The 16,386-nt window shown below is 63.9% G+C and carries 14 protein-coding genes; 9 read left to right on the plus strand and 5 right to left on the minus strand.

Features of this window, described 5'->3' with window-relative positions; translation table 11 throughout:
• Positions 1–194 precede the first annotated feature (194 nt).
• A complete protein-coding gene (katG, locus tag LOY34_RS10725; RefSeq protein ID WP_195883734.1) occupies positions 195–2,465 on the plus strand; it encodes a catalase/peroxidase HPI in 2,271 nt (756 codons plus the stop codon).
• Between the two features lie 92 nt (positions 2,466–2,557).
• Here katG and LOY34_RS10730 read toward each other — a convergent pair whose 3' ends face one another.
• Together LOY34_RS10730 and LOY34_RS10735 are read right to left on the minus strand one after the other, a co-directional pair.
• Entirely contained in the window at positions 2,558–3,112 is a 555-nt protein-coding gene (locus LOY34_RS10730) for a UPF0149 family protein (RefSeq protein ID WP_258664754.1), read from the minus strand.
• A gap of 92 nt (positions 3,113–3,204) precedes the next feature.
• The gene (locus LOY34_RS10735; RefSeq protein ID WP_195883736.1) at positions 3,205–4,434 is read right to left on the minus strand and encodes a hypothetical protein; all 1,230 of its coding nucleotides are present in this window, start codon (positions 4,432–4,434) and stop codon (positions 3,205–3,207) included.
• Between the two features lie 288 nt (positions 4,435–4,722).
• Between LOY34_RS10735 and LOY34_RS10740 the strand changes: the two genes are divergently transcribed.
• The 6 genes from LOY34_RS10740 (at position 4,723) to LOY34_RS10765 (ending at position 11,972) form a co-directional block, all read left to right on the plus strand.
• Positions 4,723–5,133, plus strand: a complete 411-nt coding sequence (locus LOY34_RS10740) for a hypothetical protein (RefSeq protein ID WP_195883737.1) — start codon at positions 4,723–4,725, stop codon at positions 5,131–5,133.
• Positions 5,133–6,653, plus strand: a complete 1,521-nt coding sequence (locus LOY34_RS10745) for an FAD-binding protein (RefSeq protein ID WP_195883738.1) — start codon at positions 5,133–5,135, stop codon at positions 6,651–6,653. The genes LOY34_RS10740 and LOY34_RS10745 overlap by 1 nt, the downstream gene beginning before the upstream one ends.
• A gap of 287 nt (positions 6,654–6,940) precedes the next feature.
• Positions 6,941–8,653 (plus strand): amidase, encoded by a 1,713-nt coding sequence (locus LOY34_RS10750; RefSeq protein ID WP_093384240.1) that lies wholly within the window; start codon positions 6,941–6,943, stop codon positions 8,651–8,653.
• Positions 8,654–8,704: 51 nt separating this feature from the next.
• The gene (locus LOY34_RS10755) at positions 8,705–9,085 is read left to right on the plus strand and encodes a RidA family protein (RefSeq protein WP_123567614.1); all 381 of its coding nucleotides are present in this window, start codon (positions 8,705–8,707) and stop codon (positions 9,083–9,085) included.
• 172 nt (positions 9,086–9,257) lie between these two features.
• A complete protein-coding gene (locus LOY34_RS10760) occupies positions 9,258–11,255 on the plus strand; it encodes a U32 family peptidase (protein WP_258664758.1) in 1,998 nt (665 codons plus the stop codon).
• Between the two features lie 87 nt (positions 11,256–11,342).
• Positions 11,343–11,972, plus strand: coding sequence for a DUF3885 domain-containing protein (locus tag LOY34_RS10765; protein ID WP_258664761.1), 630 nt, complete (start codon positions 11,343–11,345; stop codon positions 11,970–11,972).
• A 1-nt stretch (position 11,973) separates the two neighbouring features.
• Here LOY34_RS10765 and LOY34_RS10770 read toward each other — a convergent pair whose 3' ends face one another.
• The gene (locus LOY34_RS10770) at positions 11,974–13,119 is read right to left on the minus strand and encodes a hypothetical protein (RefSeq protein ID WP_195883740.1); all 1,146 of its coding nucleotides are present in this window, start codon (positions 13,117–13,119) and stop codon (positions 11,974–11,976) included.
• Positions 13,120–13,185: 66 nt separating this feature from the next.
• On the minus strand, positions 13,186–14,211 hold the full coding sequence (locus tag LOY34_RS10775; protein WP_093384220.1) for a DUF1176 domain-containing protein: 1,026 nt from the start codon (positions 14,209–14,211) through the stop codon (positions 13,186–13,188).
• Between the two features lie 141 nt (positions 14,212–14,352).
• On the opposite strand from LOY34_RS10775, the gene LOY34_RS10780 reads away from it, so the two are divergent.
• Entirely contained in the window at positions 14,353–14,526 is a 174-nt protein-coding gene (locus LOY34_RS10780) for a hypothetical protein (protein ID WP_176794272.1), read from the plus strand.
• A gap of 73 nt (positions 14,527–14,599) precedes the next feature.
• Here LOY34_RS10780 and LOY34_RS10785 read toward each other — a convergent pair whose 3' ends face one another.
• Positions 14,600–14,818, minus strand: a complete 219-nt coding sequence (locus LOY34_RS10785) for a hypothetical protein (protein WP_093384216.1) — start codon at positions 14,816–14,818, stop codon at positions 14,600–14,602.
• A gap of 282 nt (positions 14,819–15,100) precedes the next feature.
• Here LOY34_RS10785 and LOY34_RS10790 point away from each other — a divergent pair, with 282 nt between their 5' ends.
• On the plus strand, positions 15,101–16,354 hold the full coding sequence (locus LOY34_RS10790) for an HlyD family secretion protein (protein WP_195883741.1): 1,254 nt from the start codon (positions 15,101–15,103) through the stop codon (positions 16,352–16,354).
• Positions 16,355–16,386: the final 32 nt, after the last annotated feature.

A 16,386-nucleotide genomic window follows, 5' to 3' on the forward strand; every position in this document is an offset into this window, starting at 1 on the left:
CTCAGGGGAGGCGGCTATCGCTACGATCTGCTCCTTCCCTGGGGTTGGTATAAGAGATTATGGCTATCGGCGGGCAATACTGCGTCTATTTGCTGACTGCCGGGGCCGGGACTAGCCTTGATGATGCGCTGGCAGGTGCCGGCCGGACCTGATGTGGAGATAACTAAAACGCTGGATATAAAGGTAGCTCACCCATGTCTACTGAATCGAAATGCCCGTTCAGTCATGCCGCTGGCGGTGGTACGACGAACCGCGACTGGTGGCCGAACCAACTGAACCTGAAGATCCTCCACCAGCACTCGCCGCAGTCCGATCCCCAAGGCGATGGCTTCAACTATGCCGAGGCCTTCAAGAGCCTGGACTTTCAAGCCCTGAAACAAGACCTGCATGCGCTGATGACCGATTCCCAGGACTGGTGGCCAGCGGATTTCGGTCATTACGGGCCGCTGTTCATCCGCATGGCCTGGCACAGCGCCGGCACCTACCGCACTGGTGATGGCCGTGGCGGCGCAGGCTCCGGACAACAACGCTTCGCGCCGCTCAACAGCTGGCCTGACAACGTCAGCCTGGACAAGGCCCGGCGCCTGCTGTGGCCGATCAAGCAGAAGTATGGCCGGAGCATCTCCTGGGCCGACCTGATCGTGCTCACCGGCAACGTTGCCCTGGAATCCATGGGCTTCAAGACTTTTGGTTTTTCTGGCGGCCGCGCGGATGTCTGGGAGCCGGATGAAGACGTCTACTGGGGCTCGGAAAACAAGTGGCTGGGTGGCGATACCCGCTACGGCAAGGGCCCGCAGCCGATGCAGGAGCCTGGTGAGGGCACCCTGGTGGCCGAGCCCGAGCAGCACGGCAACGAAGAAAGCCGCACCGACCAGGGCCGCAACCTGGAAAACCCCCTGGCCGCGGTGCAAATGGGCCTGATCTACGTCAACCCGGAAGGCCCGGAAGGCAACCCCGACCCGGTCGCCGCCGCCAAGGACATCCGCGAAACCTTTGCACGCATGGCCATGAACGATGAAGAAACCGTGGCCCTGATCGCCGGCGGCCATGCCTTCGGTAAAACCCACGGCGCCGGCCCTGCCGATAACGTCGGCCCGGAACCGGAAGCCGCCGGTCTTGAAGAACAGGGCCTGGGCTGGCGCAACAGCTTTGGCACGGGCAAGGGCGCCGACACCATCACCAGCGGCCTGGAAGTGACCTGGACCACCACGCCAACGCGCTGGAGCAACAACTACCTGGAAAACCTCTTCGGCTTCGAGTGGGAACTGACCAAGAGCCCGGCCGGGGCCAACCAGTGGACGCCAAAAAACGGCGCTGGCGCAGGGATCATCCCCGATGCCCACGACCCGAACAAACGGCGCAACCCGACCATGCTCACCACCGACCTGTCGCTGCGCTTCGACCCGATCTACGAGCCGATCTCGCGGCGCTTTCTGGCCAATCCCGAGCAATTGAGCGATGCCTTTGCCCGTGCCTGGTTCAAGCTGATCCACCGCGACATGGGCCCGCTGTCGCGTTACCTGGGCCCGGAAATGCCCGGCGAAGAGCTGCTCTGGCAAGACCCCATCCCTGAGCTCGACCATGCCCTGGTCGATGACAGCGACGTGACCGCACTGAAGGCCAGGCTGTTGGCGTCGGGGCTGTCGGTGGCCGAACGGGTGTCCACGGCCTGGGCGGCGGCCTCGACCTTCCGCGGCTCGGACAAGCGCGGCGGGGCCAATGGCGGGCGTCTGCGCCTGGCGCCGCAGAAGTTCTGGCAGGCCAACCAGCCTGAGCAGCTGGCCAAGGTGCTGAGCGTGCTGGAAGGCATCCAGAACGACTTCAACAGTGCCCAGGCCGGTGGCAAGAAAATCTCCCTGGCCGACCTGATCGTGCTGGCAGGCAGCGCCGCGGTCGAGCAGGCGGCAAAAAACGCCGGGGTCGACATCCGCGTGGCGTTTGCCCCGGGGCGCATGGATGCCTCGCAGGAGCAGACCGACGTCGAGTCGTTCGGTTTTCTTGAGCCCAATGCCGATGGTTTTCGCAACTACCTGAAGAACAGCTACCGGGTGCCGGCCGAGGCCTTGCTGATCGACAAAGCGCAACTGCTGACCTTGAGCGCGCCGGAAATGACCGTGCTGGTGGGCGGCCTGCGGGTGCTGGGGGTCAATGCCGGGCAAAGCAAGCACGGCGTCTTCACTCAGCAGCCGGGTACACTGAGCAACGACTTTTTCGTCAACCTGCTGGACATGGGCGTGGAGTGGAAGCCGGTGTCGGCGGCCAACGAAACGTTCGAAGGGCGTGACCGCAAGACCGGCGCGGTGAAATGGACCGGCACCCGGGTCGACCTGGTGTTTGGTTCCAACTCGCAACTGCGGGCGCTGGCGGAGTTCTATGCCAGTCGCGACGCCAAGGAGCAATTCATCAAGGACTTCGTCGCGGCCTGGACGAAAGTGATGAACCTGGACCGGTTCGATCTCAAGTAAGCCTCATCGCGGGTCAGTTCCGCTCCCACAGGGAGCGGAACTGACCCGCGATCGAGCGCGCAGCGGTGGTAATGCAGGCACCAAAGAGCCAATCAGCGCTGCGCCAGCCAGTAGTCATGCAGCGCCCGCGCCGCCGGGGCAATCGCCACCACCCGCTGACGATGCAAGGCAACGTCCAGGTTCGCCGGCAGCTCGAATTCATCCTGCTCGGCCCAGCCGGTAATCACCTGCAAGGCCTGCATTTGCGCTTCAGGCAGCACCGGCCAGTTGGCAATGGCGATACCGCGCAAATAACCAAAGCACCATTCCTCCGCTGATGGCAGCGGCTGGCCCTGGTGTTCGGTCTGCTCAAGGCGCGGGGCAAATGCCTGCGGCGCTTCAACCAGTAGGGTGGCCAGGCTGTTCAGGTGACGGGCACACAGCTCGACGAAGCGCTGGCAGTCAGCAGCGTTTTGCCATTCCGGCATCTGCCCGCCCCAGATCGCCGGGAACCACTCGCTGATGTCCACCTGCACCGGGCTCGACACCAGCGCAGTGAAGTAGCCGTCGAGCTCCGAGGCGTTGAGCACCGAGTGGTCATCGCCGTACTGCTGTAAAGTGGCGTCGAGGAACGCGAAGTCGGCGGCAGCCAGTGGCAGGTCATGCATGGGGATCTCCTTGGCCGCTCAGGCGCGGGCAAAAGGCGGGGAGGATGAGGCTTTGTGCAGTGTAAATCCAGCCCGTTGCTTCAAGTTGGGCCTCACCCCATGGGCGTCAGCTGCTGCAACTGCTCGGCACTGGGAAAACCGAGGGTGCGAAAGCGTGGCGGGTAGAGCTCGCCGTCTTTGCTCAGCAGCCCGCCCAGCAGTGTTTCAACCTCGTGCCAGGCCACCACCTGGGTCTGGGCCGAGCCGTCTGCCTGGGGCTGGACCAGGATCACCCGGTCGGTTTGCGGCAACGAGGTGAACACGCCCTCGGTCCAGGCCGCGATCGAAAAGCTGCTATTGCCGTTTTCGGCGTCGCTGTAAAGCCTGTGGGTGGCGACGAAGATGTCCTCGGGATGGGCTTCGTGGATCTTGTCGAGAAACTCTTTTTGCGTGCTATAGATGCCGTGGCGCAGCAGCCGCTGCAGGTCGCCCAGGCGCGCTTGCAGGTGCGCGTCCTGCACCTGGAAGGGCACGATGCGGCGGTCGTGATAGGTATAGATCTGGCTCGACTGCGCGCGCCCGTGCTCCAGCGCGTGGAAGCTCAGCTCGACCATCTGCCGCAGATTGTCGGCGTCCTTGTCGCCGGTGACCATCAGCACATCGCGGCTGGGCATCATGAACACCGGCTGGCCCTTGAGCGCCAAGCGCTGCAGCACGTCGGGCAGCAGCACGCGGCTGGTGTCGTAGCCGTCCTTCCAGGCACCCTGGTACAAACCGGGGAGGATCGCCTCGAAGGCATCGGGGCTGGCGTCGCGCAGGTTGTCCAGGGCAACCGCCAGCGCCTGCTCCAGGCTGATGCCCCAGTCCTGTGGCGGGCCGGCAGTCTGGGTCGAGGTGGTGTCGGGGTAGTCGATGGCCAGCAAGGTCACGCAGTCTTCGCAGAACGGCTGCCAGGCCATGGGGCAGGGCGAGTCCCAGCCTTGATGACGGACCTGATGCAGGCGGATCTCTTCGAGCATGGCCAGGTTGCGGATCACCGGCCGCAGCAGCGGCCTAACCTGCTCCAGGGGCTGCACCGCGGTGCTGTTGCGGCTGTCGATCAGGCCGCGCAGGTAGCTGTTGAGTACCTCGGTTTTGCGGCCCTTGTCGGCGTTCAGGTAGTCACGGTAGGCGTTGTGCAGGTTGAAGTAACTGCCGGCGCCGTAGCGCAGGCGAAAGTCGTCGGCCTGATAGTCCAGTGGCTCGGCATAACCGCCGGCGCGCGCGGCCTTGATGAAGGTACGGGCAAAGCCTTCCTCGGTAGGCGTGCGCTTGAACAGCGTGTCGAAAAGTGCCCTGAACATGTGCGAAATCCTCCGTGAACGCGAAGTGCGCATGATGCTCGTGGTGGTGGGAGGGGTAAAGCAGAACCTGAATACCGCTACGCTCACCCCGCCAAGGCTGGCACCCCAAGTAGATGGACAAGGCTCGACAGCAATAATGGCAAAACAGTAGCATCTGCCCGATCTGTAGATGAAGAAGAACAAAGCCTAAATACGCAAGGCAGCGTTCGATCAATCCCCTATGGCGTCAGAGAGGACAGCATGGCAGGAAGCCGTAGAGATACGCTCGTCATTGAGGTATTGCGTGTAATGCGTGAAGCGCTGATGCGCGGCGAAAGGCTGACAACCGCAGAAGTCGTTTCGCACCTCCCTGAACAGCGACGCTGGTATTACGACTTTTACCGCCACCTCGCGCTGCTTGAGGATGAAGTGGAGTCCATAATCAGGCAATTGACGGATCTCGGTCTGGTCCGTGAAGACCGCGGTGATTGCCCGGTCGATGGTGCAGAGCGCTGGACAAACAGCCTGGACTGGACGCCAGGCGGTGGTGGTGGCAATGAAGGTGGCAGAGGGACGGACGGTCCCGGCCAGCCTCGCGGTGGCGATGGTGGGGGCGGGGGCGGTGGAATCAAGGAGGTACTGGGGCACCCGGTGTTGTTCGCACTACCCGCTGCAGACTTCAATGCTGTGCTGGAAAACCTCTTCGTGGAGCTCGACTAATGGCCAGTCCCTCCATCAAGGTCGTTGACAGTCTCTCGCTGCTGTCGCTCAAGGTCGCGCCCAATGTCTTCGACCTTTCCAGTGGCATGCACCATGTGAGCATTCGTGACCAGATCGTCCGTGCACAACTGCTGGTTCGGGATCTGCTGCACGCCGACCCTGAGCTTAAGGAACTGGTCATCATCGGTGCTGGTGTGGCGGGGATGTCGGCCGCCTTGACAGCCTGTGAACTGGGCATCGCCAAGGTCGTCGTGCTAGAGGCGAGCGGCGAGCCATTCTCGCTGTTCAAGGGGCTTCATTCGCGTCATGTCGGTCCGTTCATGTACGAGTGGCCCAGCCCGTTCTTCAATGATCAGTCCTACCCTGCGCACAAACGCACCGGATGGGCTGCGTCGGCGCGTTCGCCGCTGACCTGGAAGGCCGACCAACCGTGCTCTGCGGACCAGTTGGCGACCTTGCTGAGCGAGTCGCTCCAGCAGCGCCTGAGTGAAGTTCCGGCCACTTTGATGATAGGCAGGCGTGTCGCCAGGCAGTGGATAAAGGATGAAATTGAGGCATTCGTAGCCGCCGAAACAGCCCGCCACGGGGCTTTGCTTGGGGGCAACAGGCTGCCCCCGGCGCATCGCATTGATTTGCGCAAGGTGAAGGTATGGTCAGATTCGCCAACCAGAGCCATGACAGTCACACCACAGTACATACTGCTGGCCGCCGGCATGGGCAAGGAAGACCTGCAGTTGGTCAAGACTGACGCCCGTGGCAGGGCTTATGGCGGCGCAAATCCCCTTTGCCCGCCATTCTGGGGGGCTGACCAACTGCTGGACGGCGCTTCACGCGACGCCAGCACGGCCGTATTCGGTGGTGGCGATGGTGCTTTGCAGGATGTGTTGCGGGCACTGACCGGACGTGCCCATCCACTGGAACTGCTACGTGAGCTTGAGGCCAAGCCAGCGGTAAAGCGTGCGTTACGCGGCAAAATGGACGAGCTGCTCAGCCTCGACCGCCAGGCCAGGCAATTGGCGACCTGGACCAGCAGGTCGCAGCACGACTATCAGCAACTGGACCGGGCCTGCATACGCATTGCCCGAAAATTGGCGAAGTGCCGGCAGATGGTACGCCAGATATGGTTGTTGATCCGTCGCGGGCGTGGCTGCGTCACCCTCGTGGTGATGGAAGCGCACTTTGGCAAGAGCTACCTGTTGAACCGATTCTTGATGCACCTGTTCTGGGCCTGCGTACGCCAGAAACCGGCAAGCTGGAGCGGGCGTATGGGCCTGGATATCCGTTTCAGGCACAGGGCCTGCAATTACACTGCTACTTCGCTGGGACATTGCGTGCAGGTGCTGGATGTGGAGGCCAAGACAACCACATGGCTGCAAGCGGACCTGGTGGCCGTGCGCTATGGCATCAATCCGGAATCAGTGCCAGGGCTGCAACTGATTCAGCTCGGCCAGCAGTACTCGGAGCACCGCACGACACTGGCCCGGGTCGAGCTTCCGTTTGTGTTCGAAACCAGGTCCTGATGGGGCGGTAATCGCTCACTACGCTGGCGTCAACCGTTGACGCCAGCAAGCATTTGCACGCCCGCAAACACTCGAATGTACCGCTGCCCGCTGCCTCCCCGTTCCGCTGCTGGTTGTTTTGGTGCTAAATAGCACGCTCAGGTTAAACGTCCAGACCCTGCAGCGTCATGCCGTGCAATGAGAACAACTATGCGAACCCATCTTCAAAGCCGTGAAATCCCCGTGCTCCAGACCCCGTGTGGTGCAAGCCTTAACCCAGTCAGCCATCAACCCTCGGCGGTAGCAGCATGATCGAAGTCACAGAGGTTTCCATTGCCCAGCTGCGCGCTGCGCTCGAGTCTGGCCAGACCACCGCGGTGGAGCTGGTCAAGGCCTACCTGGCGCGCATCGACGCCTACGATGGCGCGGACACTGCCACCAAGCTCAATGCTGTAGTGGTGCGCAACCCCGAAGCCCTGAACGAAGCGCAGGCTTCAGACGAACGCCGCGCCCAGGGCCAGACCCTCGGCCCGCTCGACGGCATCCCCTACACCGCCAAGGACAGCTACCTGGTCAAGGGCCTGACCGCCGCCTCCGGCAGCCCGGCCTTCGCTGACCTGGTGGCCTATCGCGACGCCTTCACCATCGAGCGCCTGCGCGCTGCCGGCGCCATCTGCCTGGGCAAGACCAACATGCCGCCGATGGCCAATGGCGGCATGCAGCGCGGCGTTTATGGCCGCGCCGAAAGCCCGTACAACGCCGACTACCTGACCGCACCGTTTGCCTCCGGCTCGTCCAACGGCGCCGGTACTGCCACGGCGGCCAGCTTCGCCGCCTTCGGCCTGGCCGAAGAAACCTGGTCCAGTGGCCGCGGCCCGGCCTCGAACAACGGCCTGTGCGCCTACACGCCCTCGCGTGGGGTGATCTCGGTGCGTGGTAACTGGCCGCTGACGCCGACCATGGACGTGGTGGTGCCCTTTGCCCGGACCATGGCCGACCTGCTCGAAGTGCTCGACATCGTCGTCGCCCAAGACCCGGACAAACGCGGCGACCTGTGGCGCCTGCAGCCCTGGGTACCAATCCCCAGCGTCGATTCGGTGCGCCCGGCCTCCTACCACGAGCTTGCAGCCGATGCCGCAGCGCTCAAGGGCAAGCGTTTCGGCGTGCCGCGCATGTACATCAATGCCGACCCTGAAGCCGGCACCAGCGAAGCCCCGGGCATCGGTGGCCCGACCGGCCAGCGGATCAACACCCGGCCATCGGTGATCGCCCTCTGGGAGCAGGCGCGCAAGGCCCTGGAAGCGGCCGGTGGCGAAGTCATCGAAGTCGATTTCCCCCTGGTGTCCAACTGCGAAGGTGATCGCCCGGGTGCGCCGACCGTGTTCAATCGCGGCCTGGTGTCCAAGGAGTTTCTTCACCACGAACTGTGGGACCTGACCGCCTGGGCCTTCGATGATTTCCTCCAGGCCAACGGCGACCCCAAGCTCAACCGTCTGGTCGACGTCGACGGGCCGAAGATTTTCCCGCATGATCCGGGTACGCTGCCCAACCGCGAAGGCGACCTGGCCGCGGGCATGGACGAATACGTGCGCATGGCCGAGCGCGGCATCACCCCGTGGGACCAGATCAGCACCGTGCCGGACGGCCTGCGCGGCCTGGAACAGACCCGGCGCATCGACCTCGAAGACTGGATGGATGCGCTCAAGCTCGACGTGGTGATCTTCCCGACCGTCGCTGACGTCGGCCCGGCCAATGCCGATGTCGACCCGGCGTCGGCCGACATTGCCTGGAGCAACGGCGTGTGGGTGGCCAACGGCAACCTGGCGATCCGTCACCTGGGCGTGCCGACGGTGACCGTGCCGATGGGCGTGATGGCCGATATCGGCATGCCGGTGGGCTTGACCTTTGCCGGTCGCGCCTACGACGATTCGTCATTGCTGCGCCTGGCGGCTGCCTTCGAGTCGACCGGCTCCAGGCGCCTGGTGCCACCGCGCACGCCAGCGCTGGCCGGCGGCAAGTAAGCAGAAGGGGCGGGTAACCGCCCTTTTTTATTCCCCAGACACGAGATACCCATGGCTAACCAAGACATCAGCTTCATCCCCGACCCGGACGCCGAGTCGATCTCTTCCGACGTCGCCGGTTTCGGCGGCATCCTGGTTTCGACCCAGATCCCCACCCGTGCCGACGGCAGCCTGGAACTGGGCGATATCACCGCCCAGAGCGAATGTACCCTGCAAGCGCTGAAAGTCGCTCTGGAGCGTGCTGGCAGCTCCATGGACCGGGTGTTGCACCTGACCATCTACCTCACCGACATGGCCGAGCGGGCGGCGTTCAACGAGGTCTACCAGCGCTTCTTCGCCAAGCCCTGGCCGGTGCGTGCCGCAGTGGGCGTGGCGTCGCTGGCGGTGGAAGGCATGCGTGTGGAAGTGACTGCGATGGCGGCCAAGGCCTGAGTTGTTGCGGTGGCTGGGCTGGCCTCATCGCAACGCCGAACCTGTGGGAGCGGCGGTGCGACGCCTCGACTTGACCCGCGATCGGGCGCACCACCGGGCAGGCTACGGGTGCCGATCGGGCGTTTCGCCGCTACAATGCGCGCCTCGACCGTGACAGCCTGACTAAAAAAACATGTCCCTGCCCAAGCATCACCTGGAATTGCTCAGCCCCGCCCGCGATGTCGCCATCGCCCGCGAGGCCATTCTGCATGGCGCCGACGCTGTGTACCTCGGCGGCCCGAGCTTCGGTGCGCGCCACAATGCCTGCAACGAAGTCAGTGAAATCGCCCAGCTGGTGGAATTTGCCCGCCGCTACCACGCGCGGGTGTTCACCACCATCAACACCATCCTCCACGACAACGAGCTGGAGCCGGCGCGCAAGCTGATCCACGAACTGTACGATGCCGGCGTCGACGCGCTGATCGTCCAGGACCTGGGGGTGATGGAGCTGGACATCCCGCCGATCGAGCTGCACGCCAGTACCCAGACCGACATCCGCACCCTGGCCCGGGCCAAGTTCCTCGACCAGGCCGGCTTCTCCCAGCTGGTGCTGGCCCGCGAGCTGAACCTGCAGGAAATCCGCGCCATCGCCGACGAGACCGACGCGGCGATCGAGTTCTTCATCCACGGTGCGCTGTGCGTGGCCTTCTCCGGCCAGTGCAACATCTCCCACGCCCAGACCGGGCGCAGCGCCAACCGTGGCGACTGCTCCCAGGCCTGCCGCCTGCCGTACACCCTCAAGGACGAAAAGGGCGGGGTGATCGCCTACGAGAAGCACCTGCTGTCGATGAAGGACAACAACCAGAGCGCCAACATCCGCGCCCTGGTCGAGGCCGGCGTGCGCTCGTTCAAGATCGAAGGGCGCTACAAGGACATGGGCTATGTGAAGAACATCACCGCCTACTACCGCCAGCGCCTGGACGCCGTGCTCGAAGACCGCCCGGACCTGGCCCGCGCCTCCAGCGGCCGTACCGCGCACTTCTTCCTGCCCGACCCGGACAAAACCTTCCACCGCGGCAGCACCGACTACTTCGTCAGCGAGCGCAAGATCGACATCGGCGCCTTCGACTCGCCGACCTTCACCGGCCTGCCGGTGGGTGTGGTCGAGAAAGTCGGCAAGCGCGACCTGCAGGTGGTCACCCACGAGCCGCTGTCCAACGGCGACGGCCTCAACGTGCTGGTCAAGCGCGAAGTGGTGGGCTTTCGCGCCAACATCGCCGAGCCGAAAGGCGAGTTCGATGAAGACGGCGAAAAGCGCTACCGCTACCGCGTCGAGCCCAACGAGATGCCCAAGGGCATGCACCAGCTGCGGCCCAACCACCCGCTGAGCCGCAACCTCGACCACAACTGGCAGCAGGCTTTGCAAAAGACCTCGGCCGAGCGCCGTATCGGCCTGGCCTGGGTGGCCAAGCTTGACGAACTGCGCCTGGCCCTGACCGCCACCAGCGAGGAGGGCATCAGTGCCAGCGTCAGCTTGGACGGTCCGTTCGGCCTGGCCAACAAGCCGGAGCAGGCGCTGGAGCAACTGCGCGACCTGCTCGGCCAGCTGGGCACCACCGAGTACCACGCCACCGACGTTCAGCTCGATGCGCCGCAGGCGTACTTTATCCCCAACTCGCAGCTCAAGGCCCTGCGCCGCGAGGTCATCGAAGCGCTGACCGCCGCGCGCATCCAGGCCCACCCGCGCGGTGGCCGCAAGGCCGAGACCAACCCGCCGCCGGTGTACCCGGAGTCGCACCTGTCGTTTTTGGCCAACGTCTACAACCAGAAGGCCCGCGACTTCTATCACCGTCATGGGGTCAAGCTGATCGACGCCGCCTACGAGGCCCACGAAGAGGCGGGCGAAGTGCCGGTGATGATCACCAAGCACTGCCTGCGTTTCTCCTTCAACCTGTGCCCCAAGCAGGCCAAGGGCGTGACCGGCGTGCGCACCAAGGTGGCGCCGATGCAGCTGATTCACGGCGATGAAGTACTGACCCTGAAGTTCGACTGCAAGCCGTGCGAGATGCACGTCATCGGCAAGATGAAAGGCCACATCCTTGGCCTGCCGCAACCGGGCAGCGTGCAGCAGGTGGTCGGGCATATCAGCCCTGAAGACCTGCTCAAGACCATCCCGCGCGCGCCGCACTGAGTGAAACACCGCGGCCGGCACTTTCAAGGTGCCGGCCGCAATGGACTCTGGCCCCAGCTGTGTGGGGCCGACAGCCAGGAAGGTATCGTGAATTTACAATTGCAAATCCAGCACATTTTCAGCGGCCTGGCCTTCGCCAGGCCGCTTTTCTATAACTACCCGCACGGCCTGCGTTTCGAACTGGCCGAAGGTGGCAGCGACATCGAACGCTTCCTGCTGGCGGTCAGCAAGGCCACCGCAGTGTGCCGCGACCTGTTTGCCGGTGAGCAAGCGCTGGTGGTGTGCCTGCGCACCCATACCGACGGCAACGGTTTTGCCCGGCGCGAGCTGTTGCGTGGCCTGCAAGCGGCCGGCATTCGCATCCCCGCCCAGCGCTCGCTGTGGAGCGAACGGCTGGACCCGGACGACTGGTTCGACGAGCACCGGCCCGAGTACTGGTTGCACCTGGCCTTTAAAGTGCCGCTGTCGATGCTGCAACCGCTGCTCTGGTGTGCGCTGTCCGGTAGCGCCGGGGTCATTCGCCCGAGCCTGTGCTGTGGCGTCTACCTGTTCAACCTCAACCAGCGGCTGATGGTCTGGCCCTATGACGATCGCGGCATGGACGTGGTCGGCCCCAACCATGCGCTGTTGTCGCAGCTGTACCGCCAGCACCAGGGGTGGCTGCTGGACTACGACCGCGAGCGCATGGACGCAAGCTTCGCCACGGTCCTGCATTGATTCACTGCAGCGACTCGATTTTCCAGCGCCAGGTGCCCAGCGGGTTGTCTTCGCGGGTGCGGACGAACACGCCGTAGTCGACCAGGTAGCTGTAGCCTTCGCGCCAACGGTTGCCGCGCGGGCTCTGCCAGGTGCAGGTCAACGGCTTGGCGCTGCCTTGCAGGGCCGGGTGCAGGGCGCTGGCCGCTTGCGCCTTGCCGACCTGGCAATGGGTGGTGCGGGTAATGCTCGCAGTTTGCCCGGTGTGGCTGCTGGTGTAGCTCAGCTGCGCATGGGCGGGCAGGGTTTGCCAGTCGCCGCTGAATGACAGCGCGGTCAAGCTGTCGCTGGCGTCCTGCTCCTGCCCGGTCATGATGTCGATGCCGCGTGCGGCCAGATCGAACAGGCCGCGAAAGCTCAGTTGCAGCTGCTGCGCTATGGTCGGGTCCACAGCCTGTAGCAACACTTGGCCGGAGCGGCTGTCGGTGCTGAGGAATACCTGGCGCGGCCTGTTGACGGCATTGTCGCCGTCGTTGAGGTTGGCGTCGTAGCGATAATCCAGCCGGTGCAGGCTCAGGCGTGGTGTCGGCAGGTCGAGGGCGGCGATGGCGGCAAGCACTTCAGGCCTGGCCCTGGGCGGCAAAAACGGCGGCGGCAACGGTGTACGGGCTTTGAGCGGGGCAAGCTTGGCAAGCTCGGCCGGTGCTTGGCAGGCGACGTCGAACAACTGCTGATAGTACAAAGGGGCCTGCCGATAGAACGCGCTGAAGGGCTGCCACTGAAGCCTGGTGCGGTCTAGGCGATTGTCGTTGTCGAGGAACACCTGGCTTTGCCGGCTGATGAGCTGGCGCTGGCAATAGAACGCCAGGCGCTCGCGGCTGTGCAGGGCCATCACCGCGTGGCCGTATTGCATCGGATAGCGGTGGCGCTGGATGCCGGTCCAGGCGTAGGTAATGTCGCCTTCATGCTGCAGGCTGTTAAGGTCGATCAGCAGCCAGTCCTGATCCTCGTCCAGGTTCAGCACGCGCCAGTCGGGGGCCGGACTCTGGTACTCGGGCAACTGGCCGGCACCTGGCGGGTCGGCTTGAAAGTGGCTGCAAGCGGCCAGGGTGAGCACAGCCAGGCTCGCAGCAAGCGGCTTGAGGGCAAAACGGGCGAGGGCATCCATGCGCGTAGGCTCTTGAGGCAAAGCGCGCAGTGTAGCGAATGCCTGCGCCAAGCTGTATGCCTGGCGCTAGCCTCGGGTACGCCAGATCTGCGGCCAATGGGCAGTATCGACGCTGTCGCACCAGCTCATGCGGCTGAATGCCTTGAGCTGCATCACCGCGCCGTCATAGCGCCAGGTTGCATTGGCGCCGCAGTAGCGCCCGCCCGGCTGCAACTGGTTGAGCTCGCCGCGGGCCGGGTCGAACTTGAAAAAGCCATACATCTCGCCGCCCAGCACATCATGCCTGGGGACCTCGATGTGCAGCGAGGTGGGTTGATAGGGCGCGCTGCGCAAGGCGCGGTAATAACTGTACATGCAGCCTTGGCTCCCACAGCCGTAGCGAAGGCCTACCAGCACATGGGTCGCGTCCAGCGGCGAGACCTCGGCTTCGGCTTGCCAGTTGTCGTACTCGGGTTCGCTCCATTCATGGCGGGTGATGGCAATGACGGCGTCGGCGATGGCCTTCTGCTCGGCATCGCTCACCCCTGGCGCCGGAGTGAAGGGGGCGAGGGTGGGCGTCGGCGGTGCTGGCGGCAGCTGGCTGTCGGGGCGTGTGCCGGGGTTTACAAAGGCGCTGGGGTGATCGATGCGTCCTTGCACCGAGTCGATGAACAGCAAGGAGGCACTCAGGCCCTGCAGCGATACCGGGTGCTGGCCGTTGCTGGTGTCCAGGGTCAGGGTCTGGCCGTTGCGCAGTTGGCGCAACAAGCGCAACGCGACGTCACCTTTGGCGTGATAACGCATCTGCCCCTGCGAGCCTGGCCGAAACCCCGCTGGCAGCGGGCCGCCGTCGAGCAGCAGCCGGGCGCCGAGCTCGACTCCGGCGTCGCTGAACAGGGTCAGGGTGGTAGTCCCCTGGGCCCCGGCTTCGCGCACCAGCTCAAGGCCCACGCCTTGATCGACGCTGCTCGACACGGCGGTACAGCGCAGGGTGTTGTCGCAGCCCACGACCCATTGCTTGAACTGCTTGAGCACCGGCTCCGGTTCCGGCGCGGCCAGGGCCAGGGCCGGCAGGAGCATCAAGCACAGCCAGTTCCATCTTGGGTCAACCATGGTGTTTCAATCCTGCAGGGTAAGCGAACGTCCGTCCTGGCCGGGCATCATCGCAGAAGCCGGGCCAACTTCAAGCCGTTGCCGATCAGAACTCCAAGGCTGCTGTGCTATCCAACGGGTATGACACGGGAGGTAACTGCAATGACCAGCAACGAGCGCGAGGCGCCCGCCAACGAGACGGACAAGCCTGCTGAAGATGAAGACCTTGCCAATCGGCCGATCACTCCGGCCAATCACCGTACTCAGGCTGAGGCCGCCGAAGAACTTAGCCGCAAGATTGCCGAGATTGAACGCAAGGTCGCTGATGGCAATTAACTATCATCTCTATATATAGAACGAAGGGCCATGGCGGCCCTTCGCTTACTTCCAACTCATCTATCCGCCGAGTTTACTTGCACAGGGTGTAACTGCCCTGGTGCGCACCGCCTCTGTACAAGTCAAAGCGGTAGCCGGCACCCGCGCCGAAGTTATAAGAGCCACCGGTCAGTGTCCAGGAGCCGGCGCTGACGGAAAACCCGCCGCTTACCTGATCCACTTCCTGATCGTCGAGCACCCGCAGGGCAGAGGGTTGCGCGCTGGTCATGTCGATGTTTTGTGCATGGGTCATGTTATCTATACCTCGTTTGCTACAGTGGGTTCGTCCTAGGTTGATCCCCCCAGGAGAGGGCCTGGGCGCAAGGTGTTGCACTATAAAAGTGTGAGATCGATCACAGTTCCAATAACAGTGGCAGGCTGTTTCGATCCCCGGCCAAGTTAGTAATGCCAGCGCTTTAAGTGCAATAGTACAAGTGTGCTAGTGCCTGTCGATTAACTCGCCGTTATGCTGCAACAGGCTCAGGCGATCAGTCTGTTCATGTTATTAACGTTATCCGCCGGGTCATGGATTGGCATGTTATTCAGGAGCGAAGCCGTGCACGCACGGCGTGACAAGGAGTTGGGCAGCGTACTGCTGGTGTCGCCCGTGCCCCTGCGCTGGGCGGCGCTGGCTGCGCTGCTGTTCAGCCTGGTGTTGATCGTGTTCCTGACCTGCGCCACCTACACCCGCCGCGCCACCGTGAGCGGCGTACTGGTGCCCGAGGGCGGGCTGATCAAGGTGTTTGCGCCACAGGCAGGGGTGGTGCAAGGCCTGGCTGCGGTCGAAGGGCAGAGTGTTGAGGCCGGGTCGACACTGATGGCCCTGGGCAGCGACCTGTATGCCGAGGCCGGTGGCGCGCACGTGGCTATCAGCCGCTTGATCAAGCGACGTAACGACAGCCTCACTGAGGAGATTGCCAGCACCCGTGCGCTGCACCTGCAGGAGCTTGAGGGCAAGCGCCGGCGCCTGGCGGTGCTGGAAAGCGAGCAGCAGAAAATCCTCACGCAAATGGACATCAGCCGCCAGCGCCTGGGGTTGGCCCAAGGCATTGCCGCGCGTTATGCCGACCTGCAGCGCCAGGACTACGTGTCGCGCGACCAGTTGCAGGAAAAGCAGGACGCCGTGCTCGAAGTGCGCCTGCGCAGCGAAGAACTGAGCCGTTCGTTGCTGTCGCTGCGCAACGATATCGCCACCTTGCGCGCCGAGCTTGCCGAGTTGCCGTTCAACCAGGGCAAGCAACTGGCCGAGCTTGAGCGGCGCTTGTCGCAAAGCCAGGGCAACCTGCTGGAAAGCGAAGTCAAACGCCAGGTGGTGATTACCGCCCCGGCCAGTGGCGAGGTGACGGCGGTGGGCGTGGTCAACGGCACCCGCGCCGACAGTAACCGGCCGCTGTTGAGCATCGTGCCCAGCGATGCCCAGCTGTACGCCGAACTCTATTTGCCCAGCCGTTCGGCCGGTTTTGTGCGCAGCGGCGATGCCGTGCTGTTGCGCTACCAGGCTTATCCCTACCAGCACTTCGGCCTGGCCCGCGGCACGGTAGCGTCGGTGTCGCGCAGCGCGCTGCCAGCCGACGAAATCATGAGCGTGGGCGGCGTCTCCGAGCAGCAGCGCGAGCAAGGCCCGATGTACCGGGTCAGGGTCACCCTTGAACAACAAGCCATGCGCGGACGCGGGCTGAACGAGCGCTTGCGTTCGGGCATGCAACTGGACGCCGACATCCTGCAGGAGAACATGCCCCTCTACGAGTGGCTGCTCGAACCCCTGCGCGGCATAGGGAAACGCCTTTGAACATTCGCCAACCGCTGGCTTTCGGCATCGGC

The organism is Pseudomonas sp. B21-009 (assembly GCF_024749345.1).
In the GTDB taxonomy this organism is placed as follows: Bacteria; Pseudomonadota; Gammaproteobacteria; order Pseudomonadales; family Pseudomonadaceae; genus Aquipseudomonas.

Bases quoted from the DNA above. Each gene is read 5' to 3' on its own strand.
- LOY34_RS10785 (WP_093384216.1), bottom strand. From the start codon at position 14,818: ATGACCCATGCACAAAACATCGACATGACCAGCGCGCAACCCTCTGCC.
- LOY34_RS10750 (WP_093384240.1), top strand. From the start codon at position 6,941: ATGATCGAAGTCACAGAGGTTTCCATTGCCCAGCTGCGCGCTGCGCTC.
- LOY34_RS10780 (WP_176794272.1), top strand. From the start codon at position 14,353: ATGACCAGCAACGAGCGCGAGGCGCCCGCCAACGAGACGGACAAGCCT.
- LOY34_RS10790 (WP_195883741.1), top strand. From the start codon at position 15,101: ATGTTATTCAGGAGCGAAGCCGTGCACGCACGGCGTGACAAGGAGTTG.
- LOY34_RS10730 (WP_258664754.1), bottom strand. From the start codon at position 3,112: ATGCATGACCTGCCACTGGCTGCCGCCGACTTCGCGTTCCTCGACGCC.
- LOY34_RS10740 (WP_195883737.1), top strand. From the start codon at position 4,723: ATGCGTGAAGCGCTGATGCGCGGCGAAAGGCTGACAACCGCAGAAGTC.
- LOY34_RS10735 (WP_195883736.1), bottom strand. From the start codon at position 4,434: ATGTTCAGGGCACTTTTCGACACGCTGTTCAAGCGCACGCCTACCGAG.
- LOY34_RS10760 (WP_258664758.1), top strand. From the start codon at position 9,258: ATGTCCCTGCCCAAGCATCACCTGGAATTGCTCAGCCCCGCCCGCGAT.
- LOY34_RS10770 (WP_195883740.1), bottom strand. From the start codon at position 13,119: ATGGATGCCCTCGCCCGTTTTGCCCTCAAGCCGCTTGCTGCGAGCCTG.
- LOY34_RS10755 (WP_123567614.1), top strand. From the start codon at position 8,705: ATGGCTAACCAAGACATCAGCTTCATCCCCGACCCGGACGCCGAGTCG.
- LOY34_RS10745 (WP_195883738.1), top strand. From the start codon at position 5,133: ATGGCCAGTCCCTCCATCAAGGTCGTTGACAGTCTCTCGCTGCTGTCG.
- LOY34_RS10775 (WP_093384220.1), bottom strand. From the start codon at position 14,211: ATGGTTGACCCAAGATGGAACTGGCTGTGCTTGATGCTCCTGCCGGCC.
- katG (WP_195883734.1), top strand. From the start codon at position 195: ATGTCTACTGAATCGAAATGCCCGTTCAGTCATGCCGCTGGCGGTGGT.